At 50.0% G+C, this 14,834-nt stretch carries 11 protein-coding genes; 8 read left to right on the top strand and 3 right to left on the bottom strand.

Going from position 1 to position 14,834, the window contains the following annotated elements; translation table 11 throughout:
- Positions 1–67 precede the first annotated feature (67 nt).
- On the top strand, positions 68–439 hold the full coding sequence (locus tag OHJ21_RS06375; protein WP_326115175.1) for a winged helix-turn-helix transcriptional regulator: 372 nt from the start codon (positions 68–70) through the stop codon (positions 437–439).
- A 77-nt stretch (positions 440–516) separates the two neighbouring features.
- Here the strand turns inward: OHJ21_RS06375 and OHJ21_RS06380 are convergent, their stop codons facing one another.
- Positions 517–1,080 (bottom strand): NAD(P)H-dependent oxidoreductase, encoded by a 564-nt coding sequence (locus OHJ21_RS06380; RefSeq protein ID WP_486019569.1) that lies wholly within the window; start codon positions 1,078–1,080, stop codon positions 517–519.
- Between the two features lie 329 nt (positions 1,081–1,409).
- Between OHJ21_RS06380 and OHJ21_RS06385 the strand changes: the two genes are divergently transcribed.
- Together OHJ21_RS06385 and OHJ21_RS06390 are read left to right on the top strand one after the other, a co-directional pair.
- Complete coding sequence (locus OHJ21_RS06385; protein ID WP_100536861.1) at positions 1,410–2,225, top strand: ZIP family metal transporter; 816 nt, start codon at positions 1,410–1,412, stop codon at positions 2,223–2,225.
- A 290-nt stretch (positions 2,226–2,515) separates the two neighbouring features.
- Complete coding sequence (locus tag OHJ21_RS06390) at positions 2,516–3,481, top strand: DUF4097 family beta strand repeat-containing protein (RefSeq protein WP_326115172.1); 966 nt, start codon at positions 2,516–2,518, stop codon at positions 3,479–3,481.
- Positions 3,482–3,931: 450 nt separating this feature from the next.
- Here the strand turns inward: OHJ21_RS06390 and OHJ21_RS06395 are convergent, their stop codons facing one another.
- The gene (locus tag OHJ21_RS06395) at positions 3,932–5,977 is read right to left on the bottom strand and encodes a serine hydrolase domain-containing protein (RefSeq protein ID WP_486019570.1); all 2,046 of its coding nucleotides are present in this window, start codon (positions 5,975–5,977) and stop codon (positions 3,932–3,934) included.
- A 274-nt stretch (positions 5,978–6,251) separates the two neighbouring features.
- Between OHJ21_RS06395 and OHJ21_RS06400 the strand changes: the two genes are divergently transcribed.
- The 4 genes from OHJ21_RS06400 to OHJ21_RS06415 all read left to right on the top strand — a co-directional run bounded on the left by OHJ21_RS06400 (position 6,252) and on the right by OHJ21_RS06415 (position 11,500).
- Positions 6,252–7,040 carry an alpha/beta fold hydrolase gene (locus tag OHJ21_RS06400; RefSeq protein WP_486019571.1) on the top strand — a complete coding sequence of 263 codons (789 nt, stop codon included), beginning with the start codon at positions 6,252–6,254 and terminating at the stop codon, positions 7,038–7,040.
- A 116-nt stretch (positions 7,041–7,156) separates the two neighbouring features.
- Complete coding sequence (locus OHJ21_RS06405) at positions 7,157–7,981, top strand: MerR family transcriptional regulator (protein WP_486019572.1); 825 nt, start codon at positions 7,157–7,159, stop codon at positions 7,979–7,981.
- A 53-nt stretch (positions 7,982–8,034) separates the two neighbouring features.
- A complete protein-coding gene (locus OHJ21_RS06410; protein ID WP_394056229.1) occupies positions 8,035–9,057 on the top strand; it encodes a serine hydrolase domain-containing protein in 1,023 nt (340 codons plus the stop codon).
- Between the two features lie 238 nt (positions 9,058–9,295).
- Positions 9,296–11,500, top strand: a complete 2,205-nt coding sequence (locus OHJ21_RS06415) for a heavy metal translocating P-type ATPase (RefSeq protein ID WP_486019573.1) — start codon at positions 9,296–9,298, stop codon at positions 11,498–11,500.
- Between the two features lie 246 nt (positions 11,501–11,746).
- Here OHJ21_RS06415 and OHJ21_RS06420 read toward each other — a convergent pair whose 3' ends face one another.
- Entirely contained in the window at positions 11,747–13,732 is a 1,986-nt protein-coding gene (locus OHJ21_RS06420) for a beta-galactosidase trimerization domain-containing protein (RefSeq protein WP_486019574.1), read from the bottom strand.
- Positions 13,733–13,866: 134 nt separating this feature from the next.
- On the opposite strand from OHJ21_RS06420, the gene OHJ21_RS06425 reads away from it, so the two are divergent.
- A complete protein-coding gene (locus OHJ21_RS06425) occupies positions 13,867–14,811 on the top strand; it encodes a helix-turn-helix transcriptional regulator (RefSeq protein WP_486019575.1) in 945 nt (314 codons plus the stop codon).
- Positions 14,812–14,834 lie beyond the last annotated feature (23 nt).

Here is a 14,834-nt window from a genome sequence, read left to right on the forward strand (position 1 = left end):
GTGCTGTTTTTATGTTAAGATGATCAGTACATGATAAATGGAACAGATTAGAAGGAGAGTGTGACTTATGCGTGAGACTGAGACCTGTGTTCCGACTGGCGTGAAACCCCAAGACACCGGCTTTGGTTATACGTTATCCTTGATCGGCGGCAAATATAAAATGATCATCTTGTATTGGCTGTCTGAAAATAAGGTGATGCGGCATAATGAGCTGAAGCGAAGCATTGGTTCCATATCCTTTAAAACGCTAAGCATCATGTTAAAGGAGCTGGAGGCGGATGAGCTAATCGTTCGTACGGAATTTCCCCAAGTCCCTCCAAAAGTCGAATACACCTTATCGGAACGCGGACTGTCCCTCATTCCTGTGTTACATATGATGTGCGAGTGGGGAGAGAAGAACAGTTTGCCGGCTCTGGAAGCTGTGCAGCGGGAAGCATGAAGATTGGTTATATCCAAAGAAGTATTTCCTGAACAAGGAAATACTTCTTTTTTTAACGGCTCTATTCCGTTCATTCATCACAGGTTGTCTATGAACTTCAAATAATCTCGTGCACTGATATTCAATGCGTTTTCAGGAGGCGATAGGTCCATGTCAGGCGTGTTCCCGCCAGGAGCAGCCTCTTGCCCGTAAAAAGCAAAGAACGAACGATAATCTGCGTCGCAGTAGCGGAAGGTCGTTTCAAAAGGGGTTAGTATCTGTGCAAGCGTGTAGCGATACCTTCCGTCTTCCCGATAATCTTCTTTTTTTATGCCGGCCGATACTGCTAATCCAACCTTGCGTTTCTTTAACTTATCCCCTCCATTTGAACCGTAAGCCCACCCGTAAGCCAAAACCTCGTCAAGCCATGTTTTGAGGAGCGGCGGGCAATTAAACCAATAGATTGGAAACTGTAAAATAAGATTGCTATGCGATTCAATGAGCTGCTGTTCTTTTTGTACATCCAAGTTTCCGTCTGGATAAACCCGATGCAATTCGTGAACCGTATACCGCTCCGGATATTTTTGGAGTTCTTCGACCCAGCGCTTATTTATAACCGAGTTTTCCAGGCTTGGATGTGTAACGATAACAAGAGTTTTCAAAGATTTGTCCTCCCTGAGCATGATTTATTTTCTTGAGTATAAAGGGATCGCAGCCATGATGTAAGTATGCACTTTTAGTACAGGTACTTACCAAAAGGTGAGTGCTGTGGAGGAAAACAGCGTCTATAAATTCCTGAGTTACAGAATAATAAATAACAACCATGATGGCATATTATGATATATAATAATTTGCACTGACTGTTATTAGAATGAACTCTCGCGGGTACATAAACTTTAGATTACTCTCTAGATAATCGTTACACGTATGTAAGGCCTATATTAGGTGATATTATTTGTATCATATTATTTATAAAAGGAGTCCTTGTTTAATGGTAGATTTTTTTATGAATTTCAATCCCATTATCCAAGCATTACTAGCCACCTTATTTACTTGGGGAATGACGGCGTTAGGGGCGGCTCTTGTTTTTTTTACAAAAACATTGAACCAGCGCCTGCTGGATAGTATGTTGGGTTTTGCTGGCGGTGTCATGATTGCGGCCAGTTACTGGTCCTTATTGGCTCCAGCCATTGAGATGTCGGAAGGCAATGCGATCGGGAACTGGTTTCCGGCTGCGTTCGGATTTTTATTAGGCGGCATCTTTATATGGGGAATCGATAAGGTATTACCCCATCTTCATCCCAATTCTCCGATTGGAGGAGCGGAAGGGTATAATCCAAAAGTCAGAAAACGGAGTACGCTGCTGGTACTCGCAATTACCCTCCACAACATTCCGGAAGGATTAGCGGTCGGGATTGCATTTGGCGCGCTTGCCAACGGAGGGACTGAAGCATCGCTTGTGGGCGCTTTGACGCTGGCTCTGGGCATCGGCATTCAAAACTTCCCGGAGGGCGTTGCGGTTTCCATGCCCCTGCGAGGTGACGGAATGTCTCAAAGAAAAAGCTTTTTCTATGGACAATTCTCGGGTATGGTGGAACCCGTTGCCGCGGTAATCGGCGCGGTAGCTGTCGCCTTTATAGAACCCATGCTGCCTTACGCATTGAGCTTTGCGGCCGGTGCCATGATTTTCGTTGTAGCCGAAGAGGTCATTCCAAGCTCGCAAGAAAAAGGCAACAAGGATTTGGCTTCCATGAGTTTGATGTTCGGTTTTGTATTGATGATGATTCTTGATGTGGCATTGGGATAGGTGTCTTTTTATTGAAGAAAAAGTCGCGATATTTGCGGCTTTTTTTATTTTCAAGGATAGTCTGCGGTTTATTCCCGATGAGCCGGCTTCCATACGAGGACTTCAGTTCTAACGAATTGGTCGCCAATCGGCTGTGAAGTATCGAGCTTTACTAGACTTAGGTCGGGGTTTCAATCTCATTCGCGGGCCCAATGCTCATTCCTCTAAGGGATGCTATACTGAACAGGACTTAGGAATTGGAAAATAAAGAAAGCTCATAAAGGGACGATGGAAGGAATGAGGAACACGTTATGAAGAAGAGAACGGGATATTTGATCGTGGCAGCCGGCGTTCTGCTGTTGATCTTTACGATGAACCCGAGGAACATTTTTTCGGATGTCCATTTCGGCTTTTCCTTTGACACCAAGAAGATTAACGAAGAGACAACATTGGCCGCTGATGATTTCCAGGATATGATCCTCCAGACTGGAAGCACTGACATTATGGTCACAAAAGGAAATGCAGACGAGATCAAGGTTCGACTGAATGGAAAGGTAAGTTCGAAATATGCGGACCAAGTGAAATTGAAGGTCGAGCCGAACGGAGATTCGCTGGTGCTTGGAGTGGATGAGGATCACGGTATCGATCTGGGCATAAATATTATGGATATCGAATTATCTGTGGAGTTACCGGAAAAGCAATGGGCAGCGGCCAATATTGAAAGTGGAAGCGGCGAAATCGAGATCGGGAGTATACGGGGGGACGAGGTAACGGTCAAGGCAGGCAGCGGCAATGTAACTGTTCAGCATGTAAACGCTGGCGAGCTGACGGTGAAGACCGGCAGCGGCAATATCGAGGCCGAGGAGATTGAAGCCGAATCGGTTTCGTTGGTATCAGGGTCCGGCCAAATTTCAGCAGACCGCTATCATGCCACGCAGCTGGACTTTCAAAACGGCAGCGGCAATGTCGAGCTGAAGGATGGAGAATCGGCTTTACAAGGAAAGACGGGATCCGGCAATATACGCGTGGATATGGAACGATTGATTCATGATGCCGACCTGCGAACCGGCAGCGGCAACGTGAGCATTGATCTGGATGAAGAGCCTACATCGCTGGAAGTCGATTTCCAAGGAAGTTCCGGTGAGGGGAATATTCAGTTGGACGGAATGCGTTATGAGGTTAAGGACGAAGACAGAGGAAGACTGAAGGGAACGCTGGGCAGCGGCGAGGTCCTGCTAAAGGTTCGCACAGGCTCTGGAAACTTCAAGCTGGAATAAATCCTGTACCATGTGATCTTCTTTCATTCGCCCTCGAAGCGATTAACCGCTTCATGAACGACGCGAACAAAATGATGCGGACGAATATCGTCTCCAAGTGCATTAGAGATGAGGATGGTTCATGGTATATTGAACGTAGAAAGAAACCGTACCTTTCGTAAATGGTGGGTCACACTTCTATTTTACCAAGAAACGGTTTCTTTTCGTATGTCTAACGTATGTTTTCGCACAACGCAGCGGAGAGGACGAAACGATTCCGGACAAGCAACAGCGATGGGAGGAACGATTCGTACACGGAGCGTCTCCTAACAGGAAAAAGGTGGCATCCCGCCAAATCTAAGATCTTTTGGGACATCCCCCTTCTTAGTTATGTTCGAAGTCAGTAGGGGGCTAAATCTAAGGTTAATTTCTATCGATTGGAAGCGATTCAACGAGTAAGACTGGACTAAATTAAAACCCAAAAGCCTGTTGAATCAGCCTCGCATAGATGGCAGCAGCTTCTTTGCGCAGAAGTTTGTCGGATGGCCGGTAATCGGCGGCGCCGTTTGCGTCTTTTGTCACCTCGGGTCCATGCATCCCGGAGCCGACCATGAACTGTACCGCTTCATCTGCCCAGGCAGCCGGTTTTGAGCTGAGTTTAGCCGGAACCGCCTTGGCGCCAAGCGCGTTGTGTGCCACACGCCATATGATAGCAGCAGCCTCTTGGCGCGTGATTGGCTGATCGGGTTCAAAGTTCTGGGTCGGAGTGCCGGTGACGCCCCCCATGTCCGTAACATTCTGCACATAACCAGCGAGTGGGTGCCCTTGCATATCCTTAAATGAACTCGGGCCTTCGCTAGGCTTCATCCCGGCCAGTCGGCTGATCGCACTGACAAACTCTGCCCGCGTGATCGGTTCATTCGGTCGGAAGCTGGATTGCTCATTCTCGTCAAAAGCCTTGAGGGACTGAACAAAGTAGATATCCTTGGCATAAGGACTCCCTTCCGGGACGTCGTTATATGCAGCAGGCTCATCGAGCTTCTCGGACATGCTGTCTATCGCCGTGTAATACATATATGCCACATTGCCGTTATCATCTTCCTTGAAGGCGGCCGGCGTACCGTTCTCATCCACGAATCGCAGCGGACCCACCGGCGTGAGTTTATGCTCGCCCATGGCATCGGTAACCTGCAGCTCGCCTTGACCCGCTATCACCTGCGTGGCGATAATCGGTGTTCTTAAGCTTCTGAACGTGCCCTCGAATTTCTTGAGCTGCTCCTGATTAAGCGGGAAGTCTTTCTGCTGAACCTGCTTTTTTGGATAAAAATGATCCATGAATGCGGTGAAAAATTCGGTTCGGATCGATGTACTCGTGTCGCTGTTAACAACGATCAGGCCTCCGACATTCTGGTCCGGAAGGAGCCAAAGCCAGGAATGGTAGCCATCCAAATCGCCGCCCTTACCAATCACGGTTTTGCCATTGTGGCTGCTGTGCATAAACGACTCGAAACCGTATGACATCAACGGAATACCAGCTGCATCATAATGCGTCTGATGCATCAAACGCAGGGTCTCTTCCTTCATGATGCGGGAAGATCCAAATTGGCCATTGTTTAGATGGGCAGTAATGAAATTGGCCATATCGGTACCGCTCGCGAACATGCCGCCTTCCGGTGCGATGGTAGGTATGTTTTGGTATGCTTTAAACGGTTGACGTTCGACATTATAGCCTGTGGCAAGGTTCGCGATGATATCCTCATTCATCCGAAATGCAGCGTGCTCCATGTTTAATGGGATGAAAATATTCTTCCTTACATAATCTTCAAACGGCTCCCCCGATACCTGCTCGACAATGTAGCCCTGCATGGAGGAGGCAAGATTATCATACCGATAAACCTCTCCAGGCGTGCGAACCACAGCTGGCGCATTATACCGGATAAAGTCAGCGAGCGGCACCTCCCCCTTCTGAACGATAAGCGGTGGAACCGAGTAGTTGTCCGTAAAGTCGAAGCCTGTCGTATGAGTCAATAAATGCTCAACGGTGATGGGCGTCCCGGTGTTGTTGGTGATCTTAACATCCGGTATATATTCGGTGATATCTTGCTTCAGGTCGATTTTTCCGTCCTCTACCAGTTGCATGACCGCCGTCGCGGTTATCGATTTGGATATCGAGGCCATGCGGAACAAGGTTCGATCGGGATCAATCTTTTTCTTGGATTCAACGTCGGCATAACCGTAGCCCGTATTCAGCAGCACCTTGTCATCTTTTACGATCACAACAAGCGCACCCGCCAGCATGTCCGAAACATGGGGTTTGGCAAAATAAGCATCGGTGAACGCCTTGACTTCTTTGGAGCTCAGTATCGGTGTTCCCGTAAGCTGTGTTGCGGTTGTACCTGTGGACGGTTTCGCCGTATCGGCAAAGATATCGGCAGGGAAAGCCAGCAGGCTAGCGGACAGCACGGAGGCTGCCAGTACACGAATGGTTCTAGACTTACTTTGTTTATTTAGCTTCATGGGTTCCTCTCCTTGTTCATCGCATTTGATTTCCATTTCATGGTAGACGATGGAGGGAGAAGGAAGAACCGTCCGCAGAATGAGTTTTAACTGGCTTTTCGACGGGAACCGGGCCTGGACTTTGGTCCAGGGGGGATGAATAAATGTGAAGCCAACCGTCTAAATTTATACTAAAAATCATGTTGAAGTACAATAAAAATTTAATATAAACAATAAAATATCGATCTATATACTATATAATTTATAATAGTATAAATTATTCATGAGACTGGGGATGGACATTCTGAATCTATACATCAAGGAGTGCGGAAACAAAAAGGCAGCAAGCATGATCGTTTTTTTGCATGGGGGAGGTGTGAGCGGCTGGATGTGGAACAAGCAGATTGCCTTTTTTGAAGACAACTTCTGCCTGATACCCGACTTGCCTGGACATGGGCGCAGCCCCGGCAATTCGCCTTTTTCCATAAGCCGCACCGCGGAGCATCTTAACGAGGTCATTTCGACTAAGGCTGACGGACGGGAGGTTGTTGTTTTCGGATTTTCACTAGGGGCGCAAATTCTCGTGGAGATGATAGGTCAACGACCAAGCCTTATTGATTACGCAATCGTAAACAGCGCATTGCTGAGGCCGATGCCGGCAGCGCTTAAACTGATTGAACCTTCGGTTCGAATAAGCTTCCCGTTGACAAAATACAGATGGTTCTCCAGATGGCAGGCAAGCACGCTGTACGTGAACGAGGTTGATTTTGAACAGTATTACGCGGAAACTCTGCATATGAAGCGGGAGATGCTGGTTTCGGTGCTGAAGGAGAATATGTCCTATTCCATTTCTCCAAGGATTCAAGAATCAACAACGAAGCTATTGGTTACGGTTGGGGAGAAGGAGAGAGGCAGTGTCAAGAAATCGGCTGAGGATCTCGTGCAGATGAGCGAACGCGCTGACGGGATTGTCTTTCCCGGAGTTGGGCATGGCATACCGCTTGCCGATCCGACACTGTTTAATCGGGTAGTGGACCATTGGCTTAACACCGGTACAATTCCGGAAGGTATTCCTCATATATAGTAGGGGTGGCTGAGTGATTCAAGTCCCCTTCTCATCATTTGCTGTGGACTTTTCCCTTGGGGGAAGGTGTATAGTGATCTTGAACCAAGATCCAAAACCAGAGATGAGGTGAACCTTTGCTGTCGATTGGAGAATTCTCCAAAATATGCGAAGTATCTACAAAGACGCTTCGATATTACGATGAAATCGGATTAATTCATCCGGATCAGATCAATCCGGAAAACGGTTATCGATATTATTCCATCAGTCAATTAAAGAAAATGCTCTATATCAACCGTTTGAAGTCCTATCATTTTTCGCTGGAAGAAATCAAAGAGCTTCTGGACGAGGAAGCGGATCCATCCGAAGAGAAGCTTCGCTTCGCCCTTCATCGCAAACGTCGGGAAATTCAGGAGAAGTTAAACACGTATGAATATACCCTGAAACAAATGAACCAGGATATCTTGAATCTGGAGCAGGGCATACATTTGATGTCTTACCTGGATGATATCGAAGTACAGCTTGTTGAAACGGGGCCCATGAACCTCCTTTATATGCGTCAGATGATGAGCAGTGATGACTATGCTTTAGGGTATGGCAGGTATTACAGCAGATTATACGAGAAGATTGCCAGGGAGAAACTCACCTTGGTTGGAACGCCCATGACGATATATCACAGCCCGGAATTCAATCCCGCAGGCAATGACACAGAGTTTGCCCTCCCGATCAAGGAGGCTGTAAAGGGAACGAGAGATTGGTGTGGGGGCCTTTGTGCGAGGTCTGTATTAAAGGGGGCTTATTCTAATTTAACATCGGTATATGCCAAGCTGAGGGAATGGGTAGAAAATGAAGGATATGCATTGACACAATCACCCTACGAAGTCTATGTAACCGACCCCTATCAAGCCTTGGCTGCCGAGGAAATGGTTACTGAAGTATATTTTCCCGTGACAAAAAAATAAAATATTTACATATACCATATGGCTTGAATAACAAATTCTGCGAGGTATTTATAATGAAAAGAAGCTGCTGGCCAACAACAGCGTGGCAAACCCTAGCCCCCGCGACCTTGGGAATGGATGCTGACAAGCTTTCAGGGCTGGACTCATGGATCAATACCGAATATCCCAATATTAATGGTATCGTTGTAGTTAGAAACGGAGCCATCGTTTATGAAAAATATGATCATGGATATGGTCCCGAGGATAGGCACCACGTTGCATCGGTTACGAAAAGCATCATATCCGCACTTATAGGCATTGCTATCGATGCAGGCTATATTCAACATGCAGATCAGAGCGTGCTGGATTTTTTTCCCGAATATGAACAAGAGGCTGCCGCTCGTCAAAAACGAGACATTACGATACGCCATCTTCTCACGATGACGGCTCCTTATCCATTTGAGGACTGGCACGAACCCCTGGACAAACTGTGCATGCAATCGGATTGGGTACAATATACGCTGGATATGCTGGGCATCGGTGGAAGCCTGGGAGCATTTAAGTATTCCACCGCAGGGGTGCATCTTCTTTCAGCTATCCTAACTCGCAGCACCGGAAAAAGTGCCCGCGCGTTTGCAAACGAACACTTGTTTAAGCCGATCGGCATGAACGAAATTCCGGATTATGACATGAGCTCATTCGGATTTGATGATTTATTCGGGAAAGACGTCAGGGGATGGGTCAAAGACCCGGCCGGCAACTCTACTGGAGGGTGGGGGCTTACGTTAAGTCCTCGAGATATGGCTCGTTTTGGCTTTCTTTATCTGAACCGCGGCATATGGGACAATCAACCGATTATATCGGAGGCATGGGTGGACCAATCAACGGCGATGAATTCCAACCATTATGGATATTTATGGTGGCTGCGCGATGAGGACGGGGTGTCTGCATACTCGGCAGTAGGCGACGGCGGCAATATCATTTGCTGCATTCCGGAAAAAGACTTGGTCGTAGCCATTGCATCGGCCTTTACCGTCAATCCTCGGGATCGATGGACACTGATTAAAGAAAGCATAATCCCGGCGATCCTCGACTAAATATGTACCCGCTATCTTAATCTCTTATCTTGCGCACAACTAATTGATGATGTCAAAAGAACAAGAATATCTGCGCATATGAAGCCGCCAAATTGGCGGCTTTTATCGTTACTGCACACTGTTTCAGGCAAAAATCGCTATCAGTGGCCCTTCTTAACCATTCTGATGTTACATGTGTTTTCATACAATGTATGGACAAGCGAAAACAGAAATATGCAGAGGGTGGGGAGGAACCGTTGTGAAGCTGCATCAAATCCATGTGACGGGCATGACTTGCACGGCTTGTGCAGCCCGGATCGAAAAAGTTCTTCGTAAAGTGGAAGGCATTCAATCTGCCCGTGTCAGTCTTGCCTTGTCTCAAGCCACGATCCAGTATGAACCGACGCAGATTGGATTAGACAAGATCACGGAGAAAATCGAAAAACTTGGCTATGGAACGACCGACAGGCTGTCGCATCCGCAGGCAGGGATCGAATCGGAGACGGGGGCTTATCGCATCCGGTTCATCATCGCCGCTTGTTTATCCATGCCGCTCATATGGGCAATGTTGGCGCATGTTGCCGATTGGCCTGCACAATGGACGCCGAATTTACTGATGGAACCTGTATTTCAATGGGTGCTCGCTACCTTGCTTCAGTTTGGTGTGGGATATCCTTTCTATTATGGAGCTTACCAGGCTATGATCCATCGTACGGCAAACATGGATACCCTCGTTGCGTTAAGTACCTCGGTGGCTTATTTCTACAGCCACTATGTCATGTTTGAATCCAGGCAGAGCCTAACGCATCCCATGCTTTACTTCGATACGATTGCGATGGTGATGACAGCGGTTCTGCTGGGCAAATGGCTTGAGACGATGGCCAAAGGCAGAGCGTTGAAACAACTTAGTGCCTTATATGAGCTTCAGGTTAAACGGGTTCGAGTCATACGCAGTCATGGGGAAGAATGGATTTCTGCGGATCAATTGCAGATCGGGGACCGCATCCGGGTGAACAATGGGGAATGGATCTCCATTGACGGTTTTGTTCAGTCGGGATCGGCGGATGCCGATGAATCTATGCTGACAGGTGAGAGCACAGCGGTGGCCAAGGGCATGAGGGATCGAGTCTACGCCGGAACGCGTTGTCTGGTCGGAAGTTTGGACATCGTGGTTGATAAGCATCATGACGAAACCCGCCTATCTCAAATGATCGGGCTAATCGAATCCGCACAACAGGAGAAACCGGCCATTCAGCGAACCGTTGACCGTGTAGCGGCAATTTTTGTTCCCATGATGATCGGTTGTGCTGCGCTTACCTATGCGGGATGGCTCTGGTTTTTCCATGCTCCCGATGCATCCGAAACGGCCATGCGCCATGCGCTCTCTGTTTTACTGATCGCCTGTCCCTGTGCGCTTGGTTTAGCTACGCCGGTATCCATCCTGATCGCAACCGGATCGTCCGCCCAAAGAGGCGTTCTATTCAAAGACGGCCGGTCCCTGGAGAGCTTGCGGCGAACCGATGTTGTATTGCTGGATAAGACAGGCACGTTGACGGAAGGAAGACCTCAGCTCACAGCGATTCACACTGCGGAAGGCAGCAACGGTGCCTACGCGCTATCCATGTCGGCTGCGCTGGCTTCACGGTCCAATCACCCGTTAGCACAAGCCATTGTACGAGCCGCCCAAGACAAACATTCCCCGCTATTGGAAGCACAGAAATTCCAAGAGAAGGTTGGGAAAGGGATGGAAGGCCATGTCAAAGGAGAGCACGTATGCGTGGGGAACCGGAGATGGCTGCTGGAGCAGGGCATACAACTAGGGAGTCCTCCAGATCAACCTGGCTATACCAGACTTTTTGTCGCCGTGAACGGGAAGTGCATCGGATCGCTTGTGTTGATTGACAAGCTAAGAAAAGATGCTAAGAAGACGGTACAGGAGTTAAAGCGCAGAGCCGATGTGTGGATGGTAACCGGTGATGAGGAACAGGCTGCCGTGGCGGTGGCTGCCGCGGCAGGGATCGATCAGATGCGTGCGGGCATGCTTCCTGAAGACAAGCTGGCGTTCATTCGCGAGCTTCAACATCAAGGACGATCCGTTGCCATGATTGGCGATGGCATAAACGATGCGGCTGCGCTAGCCGCGGCAGATGTCGGCATGGCGATGGGCGGTGGAGCGGATGCGGCTAAACAGGCCGGCGACATCGTGCTGATCGGAAACAAACTCTTCAACATTATCGATGCTTATACATGGAGCCGCCAAACGATGCGGAATGTTCATCAGAATTTGCTCTTTGCTCTGCTGTATAACGCCATAACCGTGCCATTGGCCGCATGCGGTTATTTGGACCCGCGCATCGCTTGCATCGGCATGGCCGCAAGCTCCGTGCTTGTTGTTGCTAATGCGCTCAGATTGCAGCTTAAGGTGCAGAGATGGGATAAGAACCGCATAACCGTGAATGGTTGAACGAATAAACCGTGAGGCTATGGTCACGATCACGAGGATGAGGTGTATTATTTCGATACCTCCACCAAGGATGAGCAGGGCGAGTTCCCTGTCATGCTTTATGTCCTCATGAATGATTTGGTCGAGGCGTATGCTCATGCGAACCGAGCTCTAAATGATAAAATATGAAAATGCCGCAGTCCAGGGACTGCGGCGATTTCTATAGGCAGAGTTGTTGCCATCGCTCCGATGTAGCAAGCAGGATATCTACGCCAACTCCAGCACAACCATCTGGTGATTATCCAAATAGGGAACCGTATAGCTGAGTTCGCCTTGGTTACGAATCTGATAGGGAAGATCCTCCATCGAGGGGGCCAGGTAGACCCGCTTGATCGAAGCGGCAGATGGGAGACGCAAGCTGGCGGATATATTCTGCAGCGGAACGATGTCCTCGATGACCTCCACGCGGCCCTTCATTACGGGGGAAGCATACAGGAGATGATGAACATAGCGATTTTCCACAGTCTGATACTGCAGCGTCGCTATGCCCCGTGCAGGCAAATCGCAGTGCAGAGTAGGCTGCGGCAGGAGCCGGTCAATCGCGTGCAATACCATCTCTTTCAGAATGAGATGGCCGTTGTCCGCATAGTCGCCGAACACATTCCAAGCGATGTAGATACCGTTTGTGCTTTCAATCATGCCCGGGCCGTCGTCTTCTCCAGCGCTTGGCGTGTGCTGATGTGAGCAGAACGTGAATACGTCCCGGTTGAAATACGGATTTTCCCGACTGCCAAGCGCTTGGCCGCCATTCAATTCAACCTGCTGTCCCTCGCCGTACATGACAAACGAAGCGGGCAGAAGGGAGCCTGGAGTAAAGTCCGGTCGGAAATACGACGGGTGGTAAGGGCTGGCGCCTTTCCAGTTCAGTCCAAGATCGAGCGCAAACACGTTGCCGGCTGGATCCAAACCCGAGCGGCCCGTGGCCAGAACCTTGCCGCCGCTTGCGGTAAATGCGCGGATGGCTTCTCCCAATGCCGGCCATACTGGCACTTCGTCCGGCAATATCAGCACCTTGTAACGACCGAAATCCGCATCGGCATCCACGATGTCGTACAAGTAATGCCCTTCGGTCAGGATGCGCACCGCTCCGGCATCCGCCAGATTGTTCCGGTCTTCTGATTTCCGCGCTTCCGGACAAGCCTCCCAAGCAGCCTCCAGCGACAAGACGGCAATGTCCGCTACGGACGTCGTTTCGCTGCACCATGGCTCCTTTGCTTCCACCTCCGCGAAGGCGGTGCCGATCAAGGCGTAGGTGGCTTCATCCATCAGACCTGATGGGTGAAGCTGGTCGCCGATCGAGCACTTGGCGCCGTGCGCGAGGCTGAGCGCCGTTTCGAATCGCAGCGCGTTCGGATGCTTATACCCGCCGAATTCACCCCAAGAGGTGTGGAATTTGCCCGTCATGCCGAGAAAATCCATGCCCAGCGTCTGCGCGTAGCGCGCTGAGAGCGGAAAATGATCGTAGCCCCAGCCCCCGGTTGGCAGGGATTCCAGCTCCAAATGGCTGTTGACATGGGCGAGGTCGCGGCGGCCGCGACGTTGATGCCCGCTGTTATGAAAGACCGGCAGACCGGGCTTAATCTCGTCCACCGTTTCCCGTACGCGGCGAGCATAGTTCAGGTAGGTAGCCTCGCCCAAGGCGGCAACGGCCGTTTCATCCCGAGGATCTTGGCCGGCTGATCGCAGCGCTGCCACACAATGCTGGCAATGACATTTTCGGATGCCGACGATATCAAGGAAAATGCCGTCCGCATCATAGCGGGAAACAACCTCGCGGATTTGAGCCAGCAAGAGGTCCAGGTAAGGCGTGTTGAAGCAAAACTCATGGTACCCGGGCGTCATGAAATCTTTGGCCCATCGCGTACGATCTTCCGCATCTCGAATCAGCCATTCGGGATGGCGACGCGCCAGCTTCTCGTCAAGGCCGGCGGACAAGTACACAGGCGTTTTGACGTCGATTTCGTGGGCGGCTGCAATCATTTCGCCTAGCAGATCGAACGAAAGATGCGGGTGCGTTTCGTTGGCTTCGCTCGGGTGGTAAGCCCAGCCGTGATGACATTTGGAGAAAACGGTAATGGAGTCGACATGCCCGGCACGCAGCATGTTCTGAAACTGTTTTTTTGAAAACTGGCTTCCGATGCCCGGAATGGCCTCGGATGTGTGAAAGTCGAGATGAACCTGACGAAATCGCATGTGTGAACAGCCTCCTTTGCCGCCTGATGAGAACGGTTTCTTTTGTTCAATGTACCTCTTTAATAAGCGGGTAACCAGTGATAATATAGACTTTGATTAGCACAAAATGGACTTGCGAAAAGGAGAGAACCGCTGTGCTGTGCTTAGAATTCGCCATTCCGCCGCTGCCGCAATTCGTAACGGCGGGACATGCCGTCTGGAAGCCCGGAGACCGGCATTTCGCCCGCACCTTCGGCGTCTACGACCTGCTTCTGGTAACCAAGGGAACGCTTTATATGACGGAAGAACAGACCGAATATGAGGTCTGTGCCGGAAAGCTGCTCGTGCTGGAAGCGGGACTGCGGCATTTCGGGCATCGGGCCTGCGTGGAGCATACGGAGATTTATTGGGTGCATTTCATCCATGGACATCCAGCTTCATACATCTCGCAGGAGGATATTCCTTGGTCGGCCCTGCTGTCCAAAGGCACGGTCGAGGATGTCGAACCGTCCACGCAGCAGCGCATGTACATGCCGAAGTTCGCCTCCGTCGAGGTGCAGACCGTAGAGCCGATGCTGCGCGGGTTGAATGATATCCACAACCGGCTGAACGGGGAGAATGCGCTCAAGCTCCATTTATTGCTGGCCGAGCTGTTCGCCGCACTGCAGGCCGACTGCGCGCGGATGACCGAACCGGAGCCTTCCATCCGACTGGCACAAGCCGCCGCCGCTTATTTAAACGAACACTGGAGGGAGCCGTTTGAACGGGCCGCATTGGAGGAGAAGCTGCATTTCCAGGCGAGTTATATCGCCAGATGCATGAAGAAGCATATCGGCAAAACGCCGCTCCAATACGTACTTCATCTGCGCTTGGAGGAAGCCAAAAAACTCCTCGGCGGCACGGTGCTTGGCATTTCGGAGATCGCTGAAAGGGTGGGAATCCGCGATTCGAATTACTTGACGCGCTTGTTTACCGCCAAGCTTGGCATGACGCCCGGCGCGTATCGGCAGATGCTGCGGCAGATGAAGGAAGAAGCGGGGGAAGGAACGGCTATTTTTTGGAAAATGCCGATTGACAACGAAAAACCCGCAGGATTATAGTAAAGCCACCTAACCTTGCAGGA

This window comes from Virgibacillus sp. LDC1 (assembly GCF_025792345.1).
Classification (GTDB): domain Bacteria; phylum Bacillota; class Bacilli; order Paenibacillales; family Paenibacillaceae; genus Paenibacillus_AQ; species Paenibacillus_AQ lautus.

Bases quoted from the DNA above. Each gene is read 5' to 3' on its own strand.
- OHJ21_RS06390 (WP_326115172.1), top strand. From the start codon at position 2,516: ATGAAGAAGAGAACGGGATATTTGATCGTGGCAGCCGGCGTTCTGCTG.
- OHJ21_RS06410 (WP_394056229.1), top strand. From the start codon at position 8,035: ATGAAAAGAAGCTGCTGGCCAACAACAGCGTGGCAAACCCTAGCCCCC.
- OHJ21_RS06375 (WP_326115175.1), top strand. From the start codon at position 68: ATGCGTGAGACTGAGACCTGTGTTCCGACTGGCGTGAAACCCCAAGAC.
- OHJ21_RS06385 (WP_100536861.1), top strand. From the start codon at position 1,410: ATGGTAGATTTTTTTATGAATTTCAATCCCATTATCCAAGCATTACTA.
- OHJ21_RS06420 (WP_486019574.1), bottom strand. From the start codon at position 13,732: ATGCGATTTCGTCAGGTTCATCTCGACTTTCACACATCCGAGGCCATT.
- OHJ21_RS06395 (WP_486019570.1), bottom strand. From the start codon at position 5,977: ATGAAGCTAAATAAACAAAGTAAGTCTAGAACCATTCGTGTACTGGCA.
- OHJ21_RS06400 (WP_486019571.1), top strand. From the start codon at position 6,252: ATGGACATTCTGAATCTATACATCAAGGAGTGCGGAAACAAAAAGGCA.